The organism is Pseudoflavonifractor sp. AF19-9AC (assembly GCF_003478995.1).
GTDB lineage: Bacteria > Bacillota > Clostridia > Oscillospirales > Oscillospiraceae > Lawsonibacter.
Genome location: NZ_QUGI01000001.1, coordinates 387,609 through 406,284 on the forward strand (window position 1 = coordinate 387,609; position 18,676 = coordinate 406,284).

The window sequence follows — 18,676 nt, forward strand, 5'->3', positions numbered from 1 at the left end:
TGAAGGGCGGAGCGGGTTCCGCCATAATATTGAAAGGAGTTTGAAATCCTATGAAGCAGATGATCGAGATTGTTGATGTCGTCGGCCGCGAGATCCTGGACAGCCGCGGCAACCCCACCGTTGAGGTCGAGGTGTACCTGGAGGACGGCACCATGGGCCGTGCCGCCGTTCCCTCCGGCGCTTCCACTGGTATCTATGAGGCTTGCGAGCTGCGCGACGGCGACAAGAGCCGCTATATGGGCAAGGGCGTGGAGAACGCCGTGAAGAACGTGAACACCGAGATCGCTGAGGCCCTCATCGGCACCAACGTTCTGGACCAGGTGGCCATCGACAAGATGCTCATCGACCTGGACGGCACTCCCAACAAGAGCCGCCTGGGCGCCAACGCCATTCTGGGCGCTTCCCTGGCCTGCGCCAAGGCCGCTGCCGAGAGCCTGGGCACCAGCCTCTACAACTACATTGGCGGTGTCAACGCCAAGCAGCTGCCCGTGCCCATGATGAACATCCTGAACGGCGGCGCTCACGCCACCAACAACGTGGAGATCCAGGAGTTCATGATTATGCCTGTCTCCGCTCCCTCCTTCCGCGAGGCTCTGCGCCGCTGCGCTGAGGTCTTCCACACCCTGAAGACCGTCCTGAAGGAGAACGGCACTCCCGCCGCCGGCGTGGGCGACGAGGGCGGCTATGCTCCCAACCTGAAGAAGGATGAGGACGCCCTGAAGGTCATCGTGGCCGCCATCGAGAAGGCCGGCTACAAGCCCGGCGAGGACTTCAAGATCGCCATCGACGCCGCTTCCTCCGAGTGGTGGGACGAGGAGCAGAAGATCTATGTCCAGCCCAAGTCCGGCAAGAAGCTGACCCAGCAGCAGCTGGTGAACATGTGGAAGAAGTTCGCCGACAACTACCCCATCATCTCCCTGGAGGACGGCATGGCCGAGACCGACTGGGAAGGCTGGGCTATGCTGACCAAGGCCATCGGCGACCGCGTCCAGCTGGTTGGCGACGACCTGTTCGTCACCAACGTGGAGCGTCTGTCCACTGGTATTGAGAAGAAGGTTGCCAACGCCATCCTCATCAAGGTCAACCAGATCGGCACCCTGACTGAGACTCTGGACGCCATCCAGATGGCCAACCGCGCCGGCTACACCGCCATCGTGTCTCACCGCTCCGGCGAGACTGAGGATGCCACCATTGCCGACATCGCTGTGGCCCTCAACGCCGGCCAGATCAAGACTGGTGCTCCCAGCCGTACTGACCGTGTGGCCAAGTACAACCAGCTGCTCCGCATCGAGGAGGAGCTGGGCGACATCGCCGAGTATCCCGGCATGAAGGCTTTCTTCAACCTGCGCTAAGTTAAAGCTTCTGTGACAAAGCCGCCCTTCGGGGCGGCTTTGTTTTTCCAGCGCCCAGCTCCTCGCAGGCACGTTGTCGGCTATCCCGGCGGCGAAGCCGCCGTACCAGGTCACAACCCAGCGAAGCGGTTGTGACCTGGAGAGGAGGAGCAAGGGAGCGGAGTGAAGAATGGTCGCAAGACCGTTCCGAATGGAGCGGACTTTGCTCCGACGAGGCATGAAGGCCTTCTTCAACCTGTGCTAAGTTGAAGCTTCTATGACAAAGCCGCCCTTCGGGGCGGCTTTGTTTTTTGACGTACCAAAAAATACAACACGGCGCTGCATATCAAGCAGCGCCGTGTTGTGTTTAAGATATCGTATTAAAAATGGGCACTTGGAAGTGCAGGGATATAAACAGAGCCTCAGGCATTGAATACATATTGATCCAGTCGATGCATTGCCTCCTGGACACGACTGAGCGGCAAGGCCAGATTCATACGCAGATGACAGGGGCCATGGAACATCCTTCCATCCTGAACCGCAACACCGACCTTCCAAGCTGCCCGCTCTACATGTTCAATATCACATTCATGAAGCTTGCACCACTGGGAGCAGTCAAGGAAGAGCAAGTAGGTTCCCTGGGGCTGTGCGACAGAAACGCCCCGGAAATGCTCTGAGATATACTGACAGGCATAGTTTACATTCTCTGTGAGAACCTGACACAGCTCATCCGCCCACTCATAGCCTTCGGGCTGGTATGCGCCGATCAGTCCGTACATGGACAACAGATTCATATCGTTATAGTGAGAGAGAGAAGATTCCTTATCCATTCGATCCTGAATCCACTTGTTGTATACGATATGGTAGCTCCCAACCAAGCCAGCCAGATTAAAGGTTTTTGAGGGGGCGTAAAAGGCTGCCGTCCGCATCCGGGCATCCTCGCTGACGGACTGGGTAGGGATGTGCTTATGTCCGGTCAGAATGATATCCGACCAGATCTCATCTGAAACCACAAATACATCATATTTTTTGCACAGTTCCATGAACTGCTCAATTTCCCAGCGTTCCCACACCCGGCCACACGGGTTGTGGGGGGAACAGAAGATTGCGGCGTGAATTCGTTCCTCTTTCAACTTTTGTTCCATATCGGCAAAATTCATCCGCCAGATCCCGGCGTCATCCTGTACCAGCTGGCTGTGGACAATGTGATAGCCGTTATTGCTCAGTGATTTTGTAAAACCGATATAGGTGGGGGAGTGGACCAGCACCTTGTCGCCTTTGGAGCAAAATACATTCAGTGCGCTGATCACGCCGCCCAATACGCCGTTCTCATACCGGATGTGTTCTTTCTTCAGGCCGGTTACACCGTTTCGCGTTTCTTGCCAGCGAATGATGGAGTCATAATACTCCTTCCGTGGTTCAAAGTATCCGTAGTGGGGCTCTTTTACCCGATTCATAATGGCTTGGGGGATTGTGGGGCAGGCGGGGAAATTCATATCCGCCACCCACATGGGGATGACATCCATTCCATTTTCCGGTGCCTCAGGGGCCAGACCGGGTGCCCGGCCCAGAGAATCTACCGCAAAGGCATCCATACCCTTCCGTTCCATGATGCTTGTAAAATCATATTTCATGCTTGGAACTCCTCTCGAAAGTGAAATGTGTGTACAATATTTCATTCAATAATTATTTAGGTGCTTCAATATTAAGCATCTTTAATATATAAGGTGAGGAGAAAAATGTCAACAGAAAATCATAAAAACACCTATAAAACGAGGTTAAAGATTCTGGCATACAACTTGTATATGGAAAGTTAATTTGGAGAAATGGGAATACGATATGCGGATGAACTTTCATTTTCCTGGAAAAGATGATATAATTTTACACGAACAAAGCAGTTGTTGCCAGGTATGATGTTTTGTGACCGACGCTGCAGGGAATTTTCCACAGAAATATAATTGGGGATAACGACAGCGGTTAACGGTTATTTGTATAAGGAGACAAGATCCATGGAGCACGGGAGAAAAGAACTGCTGCAGAAACTGTGGGCAGCACAAGACGAGGCCTATGAATTGATGGCGGAGTATGATTCGCTGCCTCACACATATGGAAGTGTAGTTTTATATCAGGCAGAAGCCCTCGTGGTAAATTTGATTGGTGAGCATAGCGATATTACCATTACCGAGTTGGGGAGTATTTTGAAAAAGACGGCCAGTGCCTGTTCCCAGATCGTGCGGAAACTGAAAAGTAAAGGGTTGGTGGAACAGGTTCGAAACGAGAGCAACAACCGGCAGCTGAATCTGCGGCTGACAGACGCGGGAAAGCAGATCTATTTGGACCGGTTGAGCTTGAATCTTGAGTGCCAGAATATTCTGTTTCGAATGCTTCAGGAATTTTCCGACGAAGAAATTGCTCATCATATCGCGGTTCAGGAGAGAATCAATCAGGCGTATCGGGGCGATATTGATCGCAGCAAGGTTAGTGTAACCGAGTGAAAGGAAATGCTGCGGAATCGCCGCGGTGTATAGGAGAACATCATAGGAAAGCAATGAAACGGCACCGCCCACCAGGCGGCGCCGTTTCATCGCTTCATTGTATTTAAGATGCACTCTGCCCATGGCGGTGGCCCTGTCCATTTCCGGTGCCTGAACCTCCGCTGCTTCCAAAGCCGTTGCCCGCTCCGTTCCCATTGCCCTTCCCGGAGCCGCTGACATTCCCGCTTTGAGCATCCACATCGGACTGGGAGAGGCTGGCTAGCAGGGTGCGGATTTCCCGCATGCTCATCTGTTTCACCTCCTCCGGGGGCAGGCCGGAGCCCAGCTCACAGAGATCCAGATAAGCGCGGTATTTTCCGTAGGAGAGCCCCAGGGCGTTGGCCTGCTCTGCCTCGCCGATGTCCAGAGCGCAGCAGTAGGCGCCCTGCCGCTGGGCGGTGGCATTCTCAACCCCGGACAGCAGCCGATCCCGCTGGACTTCGTTATCTCCCACCACCGTGATGGCCACGGCCGGATCATCCCCCAGATAGTCGGCCAGGCCGGGACTGTCCAGCACCTGTTCCACCGCGCTGGTGCAGGGGAGGAAGGTGAGATTCAGAGTTTCGGCCAGCGCCTGTCCCTCATGGTTGACCCCGGTGACCGAAACCACCCGGTCAAAGCGGTTCACGTTCAGCTCCAGCGAGGGATTGACGTCAATGCTCACCGTGGAGGTTGGAGTGAAGCAGGCCCAGCCTCCTGCGCCGGTGAGCAGGAGCAAGATACAGGCGGCCGCAGCGGCCAGCCGTCCCGGACGGACGCCGTCCCGGACGGTATAGCCCCTGGTCTTCCGGGCCAGAAAGTCCCGGGTCTGTTCCTTCAGAGCTTCCTCCGCATGGACGTTGTCCAGAGCCCGTTTCAGCTGTTCACGCATCGGCCTCACCTCCCAGCGTTTCCCGGAGCAGCTTCTTGGCACGGTTGAGAAGGGTATAGACGGTGTTTAGGTTCTTCCCCAAAATCTGTCCAATCTCCGGGGCGGTGTAATCTTCGTAGTAATGAAGGTAAATGACGTCCTTGTATTTGGGGGGCAGAGCGAGGACAGCCTGGAGGACGCCGCTGTCCTCCGGGTCCGAGGTACATGCGGCGGCCGCCTCCAGAGGGACCACGCGGCTGTGGAAAAAGCTTTTCAGCAGGTCTCGGCAGGCGTTGATGGTGACCCGAATGAGCCAGGCCTTTTCGTGCTCCGGACTTTCAAAGCGCACCGAGCTGAGGACATACTTCAGAAACACAGTCTGAAAAATGTCCTGGGTGTCTGCCTCGTTCTTCAAATGTACCATGCAGAGCCTGCGCACGGTGTCCCCGTAGCGTTCAATGGCCGCGTTTACCTCTTCCTCGCTGCGCATGGCCAACCCCCATCTGAGTTACTTCCAGCGGCCTCCCCGCCAGCCGCCTCCGGTACCGGTACGGTTGTCGCACACCCCGTCGCCGTCGGCATCCATAAAGCCTGTGCCCTGGGCGCGGTTGTCGCATACTCCGTCACCGTCGGTGTCTACAAAACCCGTGCCCCGGCCCAAAGGGTCGCATACGCCGACATTGGTGCAGCGGCAGGACTGGGCGGAGCAACGAAGCCCCTTTCCTTCTCCGGTGCCCGGACCCATTCCAACCGCGCCTGCGCCGATGGTGAGCAGACCCAGTGCCAGTACAGCGGCAGCGCCTCTCTTCAGCCATTGATTCATTTGGTATTCCTCCTTGTTGGTGTTCCCATTGTGGTTTCATCTATAATACGAGCGGCCACGGGGAAACCATTCACCCGGACAGAAAAATTTTACCAGAGGGAGACATCTGCATCCGCTTGTCCGCCCAGGAGGGAAAAGCGATTCTTCCGGGCGGTGAGTACCCCCTCCCGGCGCAGCTTGCTCAGCTCGTTGGACAGGGCGCTGCGGTCCACTCCCAGGTAGTCGGCCAGCTGCTGACGGTCGAAGGGAATGGTGAAGGTACGGCTCCCCTGGAGCATGGCCTGGTCGGACAGGTAGGACAGCAGCCGCCCCCGGATGGTTTTGGAGGAGGTATAAAAGATGCGCCGGGACAGGGCCAGATTTTTCCCGGCAGTGATGGCCAGCAGATTGCGCAGCAGAATGTCGGAGTGGGGGCAGCTGCGGGTAAACAGTCCGCTCAAATCCAACGAAAGCAGCTGTGCATCCTCAGAGGCCGCTGCGCTGACCAGCAGGGGCTGCAGGGGGAGACAGGCGTAGGTCTCGGCAAAGACCTCCCCCGGAGCCACGTGCCCCAGAATGGAGCGGTTGCCCCAGGCGTCGTGATTCTCAATGGTGACGCCTCCGGAGAGCACCACCCAGAGCCGGCTGGTGTGGGTGCCGGCCGCCAGAATCACGTCTCCCCGGGCGTATCGGCTGCACCGCGCGTCCAGAGCGGACAGCAGAAGCTGAATTTCCTCCGGGGAGGCGCCGTGGAACAGGGGGGTGGCGGCTAAAAATTGGATGTCCATAAATCCTCCGTTTGTTGGAATAACAACATACAAGTGTGAGCTATTGTACTATACTGATGCCACAACGTCAAGAACACGGAGGTACTGCTATGATTCGCAGAGTGATTGAAATTGATCAGGAGAAGTGCAACGGCTGCGGGCTGTGTGCCCAGGCCTGTCATGAAGGGGCCATCGGCATGGTGGACGGAAAGGCCCGGCTGCTGCGGGACGACTACTGCGACGGGCTGGGGGACTGCCTGCCGGTCTGTCCCACGGGAGCCATCACTTTTGTGGAGCGGGAGGCGGCGGCCTACGATGAGGCCGCGGTCAAGGCGAAAAAAGCGGCAGAGGAAACCGTGCTGCCCTGCGGCTGTCCGGGCAGCCAGTCCCGTTCCCTGGCCCGGGAGGCCTGTGAGGCTCCGGCTTCTGTCGCCGCTCCGGTCTCTTCCCAGCTTCGCCAGTGGCCGGTGCAGATCAAGTTGGCCCCGATCAATGCCCCCTACTTTGACGGGGCCAGGCTGCTGGTGGCGGCGGACTGTGCGGCCTACGCCTACGGCTCCTTCCACCAGGATTTCATCCGGGGCAAGGTAACCCTCATCGGCTGTCCCAAGCTGGACGGTGTGGATTACAGCGAAAAGCTCACGGAGATCCTGAAGCGGAACGCCATCAAGAGCGTCACGGTGGTCCGCATGGAGGTGCCTTGCTGCGGCGGACTGGAGCGGGCGGTCATGACCGCGCTGCAGAACAGCGGGAAGATGATCCCCTGGCAGGTTGTCACCCTGTCCACCGATGGCCGTATTCTGGAGGAGTAATCTCGTAAAAAACAAAACCCGGCGCGTCCCTTTGTTGGGATGCGCCGGGTTGATCGTTATGCGTGTACGTCGGACTTGGCCTCCTGGGTGACAGGAGAGAGCTTCTCCACCAGTGCCCACTCCACCCGGCGGTCACACAGCTCCTCCACCCGGATGCGCAGGCCCATGGCCTCCACCACCGGACGGCTGCCGTCCTTGGGAATGACGGACAACTGGGAGAACACCAGACCGCCCAGGGTGTCATAATCCCGTTCCTCGTCCTCGGGCAGTTCCAATTCCATAGCCTCGGCCAGCTCCTCCAGGTCGGCAGAGCCGGACACCCGCCACTTGTTGTCCTCCAGGCGGATGATGTCCTGCTCCTCCTGGGGATCAAACTCGTCATAGATGTTGCCCACCAGCTCCTCCAGCAGGTCCTCCAGAGTGACCAGACCGCTGGTGCCGCCGTACTCGTCCACCACCAGGGCCATGTGGGTTTTCTTGCCCTGCATATCCCGGAACAGCACGTCGGCGGGCACGGTCTCCGGCACGAAGTAGGCCGGACGCAGCAGCTCTTTGATGGGCTTTGGATCAGGCAGACGGAAATTGAGCAGATACTCCCGGGTGGACAGAATGCCGATGATGTCATCCACATCCTCCTGGTACACCGGGAAACGGGACAGGCCGGACTGGCGGATGGTGTCCACAATGGTCTCCTCGTCCTCGTCCAGAGCCAGGGTCACCATATCAGTGCGGTGGACCATCACGTCCTTGGCGGTCATGGTATCAAACTCAAAGACGTTCTCAATGAGTTCCTTCTCATTGCTCTGGATGGTGCCGGACTCCTCGCCCTCCTCCACCATAGCCATGATGTTGTCTTCCGACACTTCTTTTTCCCGGCGCAGCAGCTTGAGCACCGGACGCCGCAGCAGAGCGATGTTGCCCGCCAGGCTGGCACAAAACAGAATGGGCCATATTTGGTCCCCAGACACGGAAATTCCCCCTTAATCATGTAGAACAATACATCTTGCATGATAGCACGAAACGAATGTTTCTGCAAGGGGGAGAGAGAAAAGCGGGGGGAGAAAAGAGCGAGAGGGCAGGGAAGAGAGGAAAAGGGAGATTTTCCTTGCCAAATCAACGGAAATTCAATATAATAGGCTCTGCGAACGACAGCCGCGGCCAAAGGGAGGGCGGACCTTCCAACGGCTCCTGCGGCAGCAACGGAGGGAATAACATGGCACTGGACATGAAGTATTTTGAGGAGATGGAGGCCAAAATCCCCAAGGGGAAGGTACGAACCCGCTTTGCCCCCTCTCCCACGGGTTATATGCATGTGGGCAACCTGCGCACCGCCCTGTACACCTGGCTCATTGCCCGCAACGCGGGGGGCACCTTTATTCTGCGCATCGAGGATACCGACCAGGTGCGGGAGGTCAAGGGAGCCACGGAGGTCATTTACCGCACCCTGGCCGAGTGCCATCTGGACCACGACGAGGGTCCCGACGTAGGGGGCCCTGTGGCGCCTTACATCCAGTCCCAGCGCCGGGATACCTATGGAAAGTATGCCCAGCTGCTGGTGGAGAAGGGACATGCCTACTACTGCTTCTGCGAGAAGACGGAGTCCGAGGAGGAGTCCGGCGAGTTTAACCGGGGAGATGATCCCTGCCGCAGCCTGACTCTGGAGGAGGCCCAGGCCCGGGTGGATGCCGGGGAGCCCTACGTCATCCGCCAGAAGATCCCCCACGGCGGCACCACCACCTTCCACGACGCCATTTTTGGCGACATCACCGTGGAGAACGATACTCTGGACGACCAGGTGCTGATGAAGCGTGACGGTCTGCCCACCTATAACTTTGCCAACGTGGTGGACGATCACCTGATGGGCATTACCCACGTGGTCCGGGGCAGTGAGTATCTCTCCTCCGCCCCCAAGTATAACCTTCTCTACCAGGCCTTCGGCTGGGAGGTGCCCACCTACGTCCACTGCTCCCCGGTGATGCGGGACGCTCAGAACAAGATGTCCAAGCGCCACGGCGATCCCTCCTATGAGGATCTGAAGGCCCAGGGCTTCCTGACGGAGGCGATTTTGAACTATGTGGCCCTGCTGGGCTGGTCGCCCAGAGGAGAGCTGGCGGAGCAGGAGGTCTTCTCGCTGGAGGAGCTGGCCCGTGCCTTTGACCTGGTGGGCATGTCCAAGTCTCCTGCCATCTTTGACATTGAGAAGCTGACCCACTTCAATGCCCTCTATCTCCGTGCCATGGCGCCCGAGGACTTTGCCAAGGTGGCCGAGCCCTATATCCGCCAGAGCGTCCAGAACCCCGCCATTTCTGTGGAGGCCATTGCAGGGCTGCTCCAGGCCCGGTGCGAGAAGCTGACGGATATTCCGGAGAAGGTGGACTTTTTCCAGAGCCTGCCTGACTATGACGCCGAGCTCTTCACCAACAAGAAGTCCAAGACCAACCCCGAGGTGTCCGCCCGGATGCTGCAGGCGGCCATTCCCATGCTGGAGGGGCTGGAAGACTGGACCACCGAGCAGATTCATGACGGGCTGGTGGCTCTGGCGGAGCAGCTGGAGGTCAAGAACGCCACCCTCATGTGGCCGGTGCGGATTGCGGCGGCCGGTAAGGCGGTCACGCCCGGCGGCGCCGTGGAGATCTGTCAGATTCTGGGCCGGGAGGAGACGCTGCGGCGGCTCCGTATGGGCCTGGATAAGCTGAACATTCAGTAAATCATACGCAATCAAATATCCCTTGAGCTTGTCTGATAGCGGCGGATTTTCGTATTGAACGCTGGAATCGAATCAAAAGAGGCACCTGCTTTGCAGGTGCCTCTTAGTTTATTGAGAAAATTGGCCCATGTATCAAGCATAGGCCGGGGTTCACTCTGCTCCTTCCGTTGACAAAGCCAATAACAGCGGATTATACTGTAAAACAGTGGATTTTTGAGAGGAGAGCGTTATGGCTGACCAAAAAGATTTTAAAAACTGGGGCTATCTGCGGATATTTGTCTCCTATTATAAGCCTCACTGGAAGCTGTTTCTGCTGGATATGGTGTGCGCCCTGCTGATCTGTATCGTGGACCTGCTCTTTCCAATGGTCTCCCGCTGGTCCATGCAGACCCTTCTGCCCAATCAGCTCTTCACCGCATTCTTTGCTGTCATGGCCGCCCTGGCCCTGGCCTACGTCCTCAAGGGCGTGTTTTACTTTGTCGTTACCAACTGGGGCCACCTGCTGGGGGCGCGGATGGAGGCTGACATCCGCCGGGACCTGTTCTCCCACATGCAGGATCTGTCCTTTTCCTTCTACGACAAGAACCGCACCGGCCAGCTGATGAGCCGGGTCACCGGCGACCTCTTCGAGATTACTGAGCTTGCCCACCACGGTCCGGAAGATCTGTTCATCTCCTCGGTGACCATTTTGGGTGCGTTCTGCATCATGCTTACCATCCAGTGGCAGCTGGCCCTGGTGGTGTTCACCGTCATCCCCGTCTTCGTTCTTTTTACCGCGCTGGCCCGGAAAAAGATGATGAAAGCATCCATCGAGGTCAAGGCCAAGCTGGCCGGCATCAACGGGGAGGTGGAATCCTCCATCTCCGGCATGCGCACCGCCAAGGCCTTTGCCAACGAGGACGCTGAGAGTGCCAAGTTCAACGCGGCCAACGACCAGTTCCGGGGTGCTAAGCGGGATTACTACCGGACCATGGCCTTCTATCAGTCAGGCATGGAGTTCTTTATGGGCATCCTGTCGGTGGTGGTCATTGCCTTCGGTGGTTTTCTCATCATGAAGGAGAAGATGAACTTTATCGATCTCACTACCTTTACCCTGTATGTCACCACCTTTATTACCCCCATCCGCAAGCTGTCCGCCTTCGTGGAGCAGTTTATGCAGGGCATGGCGGGCTTCAAACGGTTCACCGAGCTGATGCGGGTGGAACCCGACATTCAGGATGCACCGGATGCCTGCGCCCTCACCGACGTGCAGGGCGATATCCTGGTGGACGATGTGACGTTCCGGTACGAGGCCTCCGCCGAACCGGTACTGGAGCATATCACCCTTCACGTCCGCCCCGGGGAGACGGTAGCGGTGGTGGGACCTTCCGGCAGCGGAAAGTCCACCCTGTGCCAGCTGATCCCTCGATTCTACGATGTCACCGAAGGCCGGGTGCTGATCGATGGTCAGGATGTGCGGGAACTGAAGCAGCACGACCTGCGGGAGCACATCGGCATCGTCCAGCAGGACGTGTTCCTCTTTGCCGGCACCATCTACGATAACATCCGTTACGGCCGGCCCGATGCCACAGAGGCTGAGATCATCGAGGCGGCCAAGAAGGCTGAGATCTATGACGACATCCTGGAGATGCCAGACGGCTTCCAGACCCAGGTGGGGGAGCGGGGGGCCATGCTTTCCGGCGGCCAGAAACAGCGGGTGTCCATTGCCCGCATCTTCCTGAAAAACCCGCCCATCCTGATCCTGGACGAGGCCACCTCCGCCCTGGATACCGTCACTGAGGCCCGCATCCAGTCTGCCTTTGATGCTCTTGCCCAGGGCCGTACTACCCTCATCATTGCTCACCGGCTGTCCACCATACGATCTGCCGGGCGTATCGTGGTCATCGACGGCTGCGGTATCGCCGAGGAGGGCACCCACGCGGAGTTAATGGCAAAGGACGGCGAATATGCGAAGTTATATCAGGCCCAACAACTGGCGTCCGTTTAGATGCCAGCCCCGAGTGACCCACACGTGGTTTAAAGTTTCCCGGAAGACAAAAAGAAACACCAGCCTGTCGGCTGGTGTTTCTTTTGCCTTGTCTGAATACGTTAGATGCCGCTGCTAAATCATCGAAGGGCCCTCCTGGGGCACGACGCGAGTGCGGCATAAATTCAGAACGCAGAGGCAGCTTCGTCGACTCCGAGCAGTTCAATCTCCGAAGAGGGAAGACGGCCTTGGATGCTGAAAGACAAAAAGAAAGACACGCTTTTCAGCGTGTCTTTCTTTTTGTCTTGTCCGAACAATTTAGATGCCGCTGCCCAATCATCAAACGGCCCTTCTGGGCCGCGCCGCGAGTGCGGCGCAAATTCGGAGTGTAGCGAAGAATTGCGCAGGGGCGGCTTTGCCGACCCCGAGCATTTTAAAATCTTCAGGAATCCAAAAAGAAACACCAGCCAACAGGCTGGTGTTTCTTTTTGGAGGTGCCACCCAGATTTGAACTGGGGAGTGGAGCTTTTGCAGAGCTCTGCCTTACCACTTGGCTATGGCACCTTATTAAAGACGGAGCAAAGGATTCTTTGCTCCGTAATTGGAGCGAGTGACGAGGCTCGAACTCGCTACCTCCACCTTGGCAAGGTGGCGCTCTACCAGATGAGCTACACTCGCATTTTTGGGGTCCCCCGCAAGGTTTCCCTTGCAGGGGATGGTGCCTCCGGTCGGAATCGAACCAACGACACGAGGATTTTCAGTCCTCTGCTCTACCAACTGAGCTACAGAGGCAAATGGCGACTCGGAAGGGACTTGAACCCTCGACCTCCGGCGTGACAGGCCGGCGTTCTAACCAACTGAACTACCGAGCCAGGTAGTCATGGGGGGAAGTGGTGGGAACAACAGGGCTCGAACCTGTGACCCCATGCTTGTAAGGCATGTGCTCTACCAGCTGAGCTATGCTCCCGGGAAAGTTGCCTGCTCTCGCGACGGCTTCGTTATTATACTAAACCATGAGGGAGTTGTCAACAGGAAAACGAAAAATTTCCAAAAAAATTTCCGGCGGTATCGGCTGGGGTCTGGGAAGGCTAAATGGGACATTGGAAGCGCGTGAGATTTCTTGACAATCGACCCGTGTAATGACATAATAAGGCGATAAAACGTTTCCAAAGGCCCTGGCAGTGCCAGGCATATAAAGGAGGGTTCCAAACCATGGAAAGCAAGGTAAAACGACTGGGAGTCCTGACCAGCGGCGGTGACGCCCCCGGCATGAATGCTGCGGTACGTGCAGTGGTCCGTACGGCGGTGAGCCGGGGAATCGAATGTGTCGGCATCCGAAGGGGCTGGAGCGGACTCATCAACAGCGACTTTGTTCCGATGAATGCCTCCAGCGTCAGTCATATCATCAATAAGGGAGGAACCATCCTCTATACTGCCCGAAGCAAGGAGTTCATGCAGCCTGAAGGCCGGGAAAAGGCGATCGCGACCTGCAAGCTGCTGGGACTGGACGGTATTGTGGCCATTGGCGGCGACGGTACTTTCCGGGGCGCCCTGGCTCTGTCCCGTCAGGTGGCCGAGACCGGGCACAAGCTGGAGGTGGTGGGAATCCCCGCCACCATCGACAACGACATCGGCTGCTCCCATTATACCATCGGCTTTGATACCGCCTGCAACACAGCTGTGGAGTGTATCGATAAGCTGAGAGACACCATGCAGTCCCACGAGCGCTGCTCCGTGGTGGAGGTGATGGGCCGTCACGCCGGCTATCTGGCCCTGTATGTGGGCATTGCGGTGGGTGCCACGGCGGTCCTCATTCCGGAGCGGCCTGTGGATTTTGAGCAGGACGTGGTGGAGAAGATTCGCCGGGCCCGTCTGGCGGGCACCACCCACTATATGGTGGTGGTGGCTGAGGGTGCCGGCAGCGCCTTTGACATTGCCAAGCGCATTCATGAGGAGACGGGCATCGATCCCCGGGTCACTGTGCTGGGCCATATCCAGCGCGGCGGTTCCCCCACGGCCCGGGACCGTGAGACGGCCAGCCGCATGGGCTACGAGGCGGTCATTTCCCTGGAGGAAGGCCGTGGCAACCGCATCATTGCCACCCAGGATGGACGGATTGTGGATCTGGACATGGAGGCGGCGCTGGCCATGAGCAAGCAGTTTGAAATGGAGCGCTACGCGGTGCTGGAGGCACTGACCAACAGCGAGCGGTAACGAAAAAAAGACCGGGAGGCTTGAGGGCCTCCCGGTTTTTTGTTGTGAAGAACGATCACGCTGGGCCCATGCCTTCCAGCAGTGCCTCCAGCTCTTCTTTGGTGTAGTGGTAGACCTTGTCACAGAACTGGCAGGTCAGATCGGCCTGACCCTGCTCTGCGATGAGGGAGGACAGCTCCTCCCGGCCCATACTGATGAGGGCACGGGTCACCCGATCCCGGGAACAGTAGCAGCGGTACTCCACCGGGTGCTTCTCCAGAATCTCCAGATCGAAGTCAGAGAGCACTGCCTCCAGAAGACCCTGGCCGTCGGTCCCCTCCGCCAGTATGTGGCTTACGGAGCCCACCCGCTGCACGCCCGCCTCAATGCGGGAGATAATGTCCTCTCCGGCGCCGGGCAGCAGCTGAATGAGATAGCCGCCGGCAGCCGTGACGCTCTGGTCGGTACCGATGAGCACGCCCAGGGCGCAGGCAGTGGGAATCTGCTCGCTCTCCACGAAATACATGGCCAGATCGTCGGCAATTTCCCCGGAGAACAGGCCGATGGACCCCACGTAGGGCTCCTTGAGACCGATGTCCTTGATGACGGTCAGGGTTCCGTCGGTGCCCACGGCCGCGCCCACGTCCAGTTTGCCCGGTCGTTTTTCCATCAGCTCCACATGGGGATTCTGGACATAGCCCCGCACGTTGCCCTCACAGTCGGAGACGGCCAGCACGGTGCCCAGGGGGCCGCCGCCCTTGATCTGAAGGGTGAGGGCACCCTGTTCCTCCTTCAGCATGTCTCCCATCATAGAGGCGCCCAGAAGGGCACGGCCCAGGGCGGCGGTGGCGGTGGGAAGGGTGGTGTGAATCTGACGGGCCCGCTCCACCAGGGCGGTGCCCGTGACAGAGACGGCCTTTACAAGGCCGTCCCGTGTCATTGCTCTGACAATTTCATCCTGCATAGGGTTAAGAATCCTTTCGTGCAACAAAGAAGATCCGCTCCTCCCCGGGGCGCGGGGGGCGCAGTCTTAAATTTCCGTAGACCTGAATTTGGCCAAACCCAGCCTGGCGCAGGAACTCTGTGAGCTCCTCCACCGAGTAGGCGCGCTCCTGATGGAGCTCCTCGCCCCGATCCCACTGCCCCGAGTCCGGATCCAGCCGGAAAATGTCCATAAAGTAGGAGCACAGCCGGCTGCGCTTGGAGTACTCAGCCCGCCAGACACAGTAGCTGTCCTCTGTCTCATCCAGAAACACCTGGCCGTCCAGGCCCATCAGCTTTTCTGGCGTGTTGATGTCAAAGAGGAACAGCCCCCCGGGCATGAGGAACAAGTGGACCCGCTGAAAGGCCCGACGCAGTTTCTTGGGGTCGGTAACATAATTGACGCTGTCCAGACAGCAGACGCAGGCGTCAATGGTGCCGTATAAGTCCAAGTCCTCCATGCTCTGGCACAGGAACATGGGGGCGATGGGGACGTCGGTCCCGTCCTTTTCTGCGGCCTGGGCCAGCATCTCAGGAGAGCGGTCCACACCGATCATCTCGTAGCCCCGTTTTGCCAGCTCCCAGGTGAGGGAGCCGGTGCCGCAGGCCAGGTCCAGCACCGTCTGTCCGGGCAGACCATGGCGGGTAAAGTGCTTTTCCACATAGTCTGCCCAGGCGGCGTAGTCCACGTCGTAGGTCAGCTCGTCATAGCAGCCGGCCAAAAAGCCGTAGCTGCTCACTGGCCCTCCTCCTTCAGGCGGGGAATGATCGTGCGATAACCGTCGGCGCCGTAATGAAGGCAGCGGTTGACGCGGCTGATGGTGGCGCTGGAGGCTCCGGTGCGCTCCAGAATCTCGCTGTAAATCAGCCCGTCATCCAGCAGCATCGCTACTTCCATCCGCTGTTCCATGGCCTTCAGCTCGGAAACGGTGCACAGATCCTGAAGAAACTTGCGGCACTCGTCCTCATCCTGCAGGGAAACAATGGCGCGATACAGAGTATCGCTGGACGGCTTATCCAAAAATTTAGACATAGTAGTCTCCTTCCGTACGTTTGGGGCGGCGCAGCGGCCCCGTTTTCCTTATTTTAACAGACTAAAATACGAAAGTAAACAGAAAAGGAGAAATACATAAAAAATTAAAAAATTCAGTTGAAATTTTGAAGGCGCGGGAGACGGCGGCACCTGAGAGCGCCAGGAGGCATAGGCTGGAAAAACGAAGAGGAGGGGGCAGTTTCATGGGAGAAACAGGCGCTTGGACGGTTGTTTGGCGGGAGGAGGAGAAGACACTGACCCTGGACGGTGAGCCGGTGCTGGAATATAGCCTCCGCTGGCCGCAGGTGGAGGGGGGCGGAGCGGGAGGCAGGAGGCTGAGCCGGGGCTACGGTGCCATGGCCGAGCGCTGGCGGGAGCGGTGGCGGCGGGAGGTGTACTGCCGGGCCTGCCTGCAGCTGGCCGAATGCCGGGCGCAGGCCCGGCCCTTTACGCCCTGGCGGTGCGCTCTGGAGGGGGAAGTGACCCTGGAGGAGGAGAACTGCCTGGGACTGAAGCTGCAGGCGTGGGAGACCTGGGGAGATGGGCGGCCCTTCCGGGTGTGCTGGGGAGATGTGTGGAAGGTAAAGGAGGGAACCCCTCTGCCCCTGGGGGAGGTACTGCCCCGGAAGCGGGGATGGAAAAAGGCCCTCTGCCATCAGCTCGCAGAGCAGGGCGAGCAGCTGCAGAGGGCCGGGGGATGCGTTCTGGATTCCAACTGGCAGAGCAGGCTTAAGGCCCTTCTGCCAACAGAGGAGTACTGTCTCTATGAGGACCGTGTGGAGTTTCCTTTCCCACAGTGTACCCTGGCTCCGGCGGTGGAGGGCACTCCCGTTCTATGGGTACCCCGGCCGGGCAGGGCGGAGGGAGCTTAGAACCCGTTACGTCGGGGCCAGCAGTTCCCCCACCAGGACCATCTGCTCCGCCGTCAGGCCGTCCGGGTTGGACTCAAAGACCACCAGTCGGTTGTCCCAGCAGAGGATGTAGTTCTCCAGCGCCCGGCCCTCGGGGGTATATAGCTGCCAGGCCTGTTCCGCGCCCCAGGAAGCGGGATCGGCGGCGCGGTAGCCATAGCGGGAGACCGGCTCCTCGTCCTCTTCAAAGACGCCCAGATCGTCCTTCTCATGGAGCAGCTGGTTGAGGCAGGCATCATAGAGCCAGGGGAGGTGCACGTCCACCACGGTGTAGGTCAGGGAGCTGTAATCCTCCGTGGCAGGCTGGGTGTGCATCCAGTACTGGGCGTGGGAGAGAAAAGCGGAGCGGGAGACGCTGGAGGTCACCTGGCAGTCCTCCGCCGGAATGGCGTCCAGGTCGGAGAGCGTGACCGGCGGCGGGCCGTCGTCCAGGGAGAAGGCACCGCTGCGCACCCCCCGGACCATGCCGTACATGACGGTTCCCATAAGAAGGAAGGAGAGTACCAGGGTGAGCGCCCAAGTGACCGAGAGATTGAGTCCCGCCGGGGTCTTCCGCCGCTTGAGCAGTTCCTTGGTCCGGTCTGCTACCACATACAGCAGTAGCGTAACCAGTACAAAGGGTACCAGGACATACCACAGGACCGGGGTCCGGTCGGTAAGCAGCCAGCCTGCAAGGGACAGCAGCATTAAAACCACTCCCACCTGCATTACCCGGTGGCAGCCACAGGTGGGGACAAATTCTCCCAGCTGGGCTGCTGCCTTGGCCTTTCGACGCCACAGCAAATAGGCGGTAAGATCGGCAGCGAAGTAGACAAACAGGAGCAGCCAGCAAACGCCGGTGAAGAGGTTCCCGGTACTGGACAACAGATCGATGGGCCGGTTTACCAGGGTCCACAGCCAGGAGCACCCCATATAGAGGCCCAGCAGCAGGAAGACAATGTAGATGGGCAGCGCCCGGCGGAAGGCCTTCCCAATTTGGACCAGCTCGATCCCCGGATCCGTCTGAATGGGGACGGGGTCCTCTTCGGCATTGTAGTAGAACTGATGAGGCCCGAAGGCGGCGGCCAGCTTCCAGCCGGTGTGGGCGCAGAAGTCCTGGAAGGTGAGCTGCTCCTCCGAGGGCGCCGGAGCATACTCAGAGTTTTTGGGGTAGTAGGTGACCGCATAGTGAAGCCTTTGGGGCTGAATCCGGCGGTAGCGCCAGCCCCAGGGGGACACCCGGTCCAAAAGCCAGCCCTGGGCCGCCCGTTTTTCCAGGTGGGCCGCCATACCGGTGCGGTCATAGAGGGAAAAGGGGATGAAATCGCGCTTGCTATCTTTCATTGGGGAGCCTCCTCTCCAAAGATCCGGCGGTAGTCAGCGGTCTGGGTGCACAGGCGGCGGTACTCCTCCTCCAGGGCTTCCCGCCCCTTTTCGGTGAGGATGTAGCTGCGTTTCCGGCCCTCCGCCCGGGTTTCCCGGATCATCTCCGCCTGGACGAACTGTTCCAACAGGTTATAGAGGGTGCCCGAGCCCACCCGGACCCGGCCCCTCGTCATAGCAGGCACCTGGTCCATGATGTCGATGCCGCAGCACTCCTGGCTCAGGCACAGGAGGATGTAGAACATCTGTTCGGTCAGCGTCTGAAATTTTGCCCGGGGCACAGTCAACACCTCCTTAATCTCGAATATCGATATTTCTACTTGCAGTATAATCTCGAATATCGATATTGTCAAGAGGGGAACAGAAAAAAGCCCCCTCCGGCAGAGCCGAAGGGGGTGCGTATCGGTATGGGAGAATGGAGGCAAAG

Annotated in this window: 18 protein-coding genes and 5 tRNA genes; 7 read left to right on the plus strand and 16 right to left on the minus strand. The window is 58.5% G+C overall.

Annotated features, from left to right (window positions below):
* Positions 1-50: 50 nt before the first annotated feature.
* Positions 51-1,352 carry a phosphopyruvate hydratase gene (eno, locus tag DWX58_RS01860; RefSeq protein ID WP_118641300.1) on the plus strand — a complete coding sequence of 434 codons (1,302 nt, stop codon included), beginning with the start codon at positions 51-53 and terminating at the stop codon, positions 1,350-1,352.
* 401 nt (positions 1,353-1,753) lie between these two features.
* On the opposite strand, the gene DWX58_RS01865 is transcribed toward eno, so the two are convergent.
* A complete protein-coding gene (locus tag DWX58_RS01865; RefSeq protein WP_118641302.1) occupies positions 1,754-2,965 on the minus strand; it encodes an aminotransferase class I/II-fold pyridoxal phosphate-dependent enzyme in 1,212 nt (403 codons plus the stop codon).
* A gap of 441 nt (positions 2,966-3,406) precedes the next feature.
* Here DWX58_RS01865 and DWX58_RS01870 point away from each other — a divergent pair, with 441 nt between their 5' ends.
* Positions 3,407-3,826, plus strand: a complete 420-nt coding sequence (locus DWX58_RS01870; protein WP_243093226.1) for a MarR family transcriptional regulator — start codon at positions 3,407-3,409, stop codon at positions 3,824-3,826.
* A 103-nt stretch (positions 3,827-3,929) separates the two neighbouring features.
* Here DWX58_RS01870 and DWX58_RS01875 read toward each other — a convergent pair whose 3' ends face one another.
* From DWX58_RS01875 to DWX58_RS01890, 4 genes are all read right to left on the minus strand, one after another.
* Entirely contained in the window at positions 3,930-4,736 is an 807-nt protein-coding gene (locus DWX58_RS01875) for a hypothetical protein (RefSeq protein ID WP_118641306.1), read from the minus strand.
* A complete protein-coding gene (locus DWX58_RS01880) occupies positions 4,729-5,205 on the minus strand; it encodes a sigma-70 family RNA polymerase sigma factor (protein ID WP_118641308.1) in 477 nt (158 codons plus the stop codon). Before DWX58_RS01880 ends, DWX58_RS01875 begins: the two co-directional genes overlap by 8 nt.
* Before the next feature lie 18 nt (positions 5,206-5,223).
* Positions 5,224-5,538, minus strand: coding sequence for a hypothetical protein (locus tag DWX58_RS01885; protein ID WP_118641310.1), 315 nt, complete (start codon positions 5,536-5,538; stop codon positions 5,224-5,226).
* An 89-nt stretch (positions 5,539-5,627) separates the two neighbouring features.
* The gene (locus DWX58_RS01890; protein WP_118641312.1) at positions 5,628-6,305 is read right to left on the minus strand and encodes a Crp/Fnr family transcriptional regulator; all 678 of its coding nucleotides are present in this window, start codon (positions 6,303-6,305) and stop codon (positions 5,628-5,630) included.
* Positions 6,306-6,394: 89 nt separating this feature from the next.
* Here DWX58_RS01890 and DWX58_RS01895 point away from each other — a divergent pair, with 89 nt between their 5' ends.
* Positions 6,395-7,096: a 4Fe-4S binding protein gene (locus tag DWX58_RS01895; protein WP_118641314.1), complete on the plus strand. Its 702-nt coding sequence runs from the start codon at positions 6,395-6,397 to the stop codon at positions 7,094-7,096.
* Between the two features lie 56 nt (positions 7,097-7,152).
* On the opposite strand, the gene DWX58_RS01900 is transcribed toward DWX58_RS01895, so the two are convergent.
* Positions 7,153-8,064, minus strand: a complete 912-nt coding sequence (locus DWX58_RS01900) for a hemolysin family protein (protein ID WP_243093214.1) — start codon at positions 8,062-8,064, stop codon at positions 7,153-7,155.
* Between the two features lie 245 nt (positions 8,065-8,309).
* On the opposite strand from DWX58_RS01900, the gene gltX reads away from it, so the two are divergent.
* Both gltX and DWX58_RS01910 read left to right on the plus strand, forming a co-directional pair.
* The gene (gene gltX / locus DWX58_RS01905) at positions 8,310-9,803 is read left to right on the plus strand and encodes a glutamate--tRNA ligase (protein ID WP_118641316.1); all 1,494 of its coding nucleotides are present in this window, start codon (positions 8,310-8,312) and stop codon (positions 9,801-9,803) included.
* Positions 9,804-10,032: 229 nt separating this feature from the next.
* Positions 10,033-11,790 carry an ABC transporter ATP-binding protein gene (locus DWX58_RS01910; protein WP_118641317.1) on the plus strand — a complete coding sequence of 586 codons (1,758 nt, stop codon included), beginning with the start codon at positions 10,033-10,035 and terminating at the stop codon, positions 11,788-11,790.
* A gap of 468 nt (positions 11,791-12,258) precedes the next feature.
* Here the strand turns inward: DWX58_RS01910 and DWX58_RS01915 are convergent.
* The 5 genes from DWX58_RS01915 to DWX58_RS01935 form a co-directional block, all read right to left on the minus strand.
* Positions 12,259-12,333, minus strand: a tRNA-Cys gene (locus DWX58_RS01915).
* A 38-nt stretch (positions 12,334-12,371) separates the two neighbouring features.
* Positions 12,372-12,447 (minus strand) — tRNA-Gly (locus tag DWX58_RS01920).
* Between the two features lie 38 nt (positions 12,448-12,485).
* A tRNA-Phe gene (locus DWX58_RS01925) sits at positions 12,486-12,561 on the minus strand.
* A 3-nt stretch (positions 12,562-12,564) separates the two neighbouring features.
* Positions 12,565-12,641: transfer RNA gene (locus DWX58_RS01930), tRNA-Asp, on the minus strand.
* 19 nt (positions 12,642-12,660) lie between these two features.
* A tRNA-Val gene (locus tag DWX58_RS01935) sits at positions 12,661-12,736 on the minus strand.
* A gap of 245 nt (positions 12,737-12,981) precedes the next feature.
* Between DWX58_RS01935 and pfkA the strand changes: the two genes are divergently transcribed.
* The gene (gene pfkA, locus DWX58_RS01940) at positions 12,982-13,983 is read left to right on the plus strand and encodes a 6-phosphofructokinase (RefSeq protein WP_118641318.1); all 1,002 of its coding nucleotides are present in this window, start codon (positions 12,982-12,984) and stop codon (positions 13,981-13,983) included.
* A gap of 55 nt (positions 13,984-14,038) precedes the next feature.
* On the opposite strand, the gene hslO is transcribed toward pfkA, so the two are convergent.
* The 3 genes from hslO to DWX58_RS01955 are packed head-to-tail and all read right to left on the minus strand — an operon-like array spanning position 14,039 to position 15,976.
* Entirely contained in the window at positions 14,039-14,926 is an 888-nt protein-coding gene (gene hslO / locus DWX58_RS01945; protein WP_118641319.1) for an Hsp33 family molecular chaperone HslO, read from the minus strand.
* A 4-nt stretch (positions 14,927-14,930) separates the two neighbouring features.
* Positions 14,931-15,683: a class I SAM-dependent methyltransferase gene (locus DWX58_RS01950; protein WP_118641320.1), complete on the minus strand. Its 753-nt coding sequence runs from the start codon at positions 15,681-15,683 to the stop codon at positions 14,931-14,933.
* Positions 15,680-15,976: a YerC/YecD family TrpR-related protein gene (locus DWX58_RS01955; RefSeq protein WP_118641321.1), complete on the minus strand. Its 297-nt coding sequence runs from the start codon at positions 15,974-15,976 to the stop codon at positions 15,680-15,682. The genes DWX58_RS01950 and DWX58_RS01955 overlap by 4 nt, the downstream gene beginning before the upstream one ends.
* Positions 15,977-16,179: 203 nt before the next feature.
* On the opposite strand from DWX58_RS01955, the gene DWX58_RS01960 reads away from it, so the two are divergent.
* Positions 16,180-16,848, plus strand: coding sequence for a hypothetical protein (locus DWX58_RS01960; RefSeq protein ID WP_118641322.1), 669 nt, complete (start codon positions 16,180-16,182; stop codon positions 16,846-16,848).
* A 6-nt stretch (positions 16,849-16,854) separates the two neighbouring features.
* Here DWX58_RS01960 and DWX58_RS15825 read toward each other — a convergent pair whose 3' ends face one another.
* Positions 16,855-18,210: a DUF2812 domain-containing protein gene (locus tag DWX58_RS15825; protein ID WP_118641323.1), complete on the minus strand. Its 1,356-nt coding sequence runs from the start codon at positions 18,208-18,210 to the stop codon at positions 16,855-16,857.
* The gene (locus DWX58_RS01970) at positions 18,207-18,530 is read right to left on the minus strand and encodes a PadR family transcriptional regulator (RefSeq protein WP_118641324.1); all 324 of its coding nucleotides are present in this window, start codon (positions 18,528-18,530) and stop codon (positions 18,207-18,209) included. Before DWX58_RS01970 ends, DWX58_RS15825 begins: the two co-directional genes overlap by 4 nt.
* Positions 18,531-18,676 lie beyond the last annotated feature (146 nt).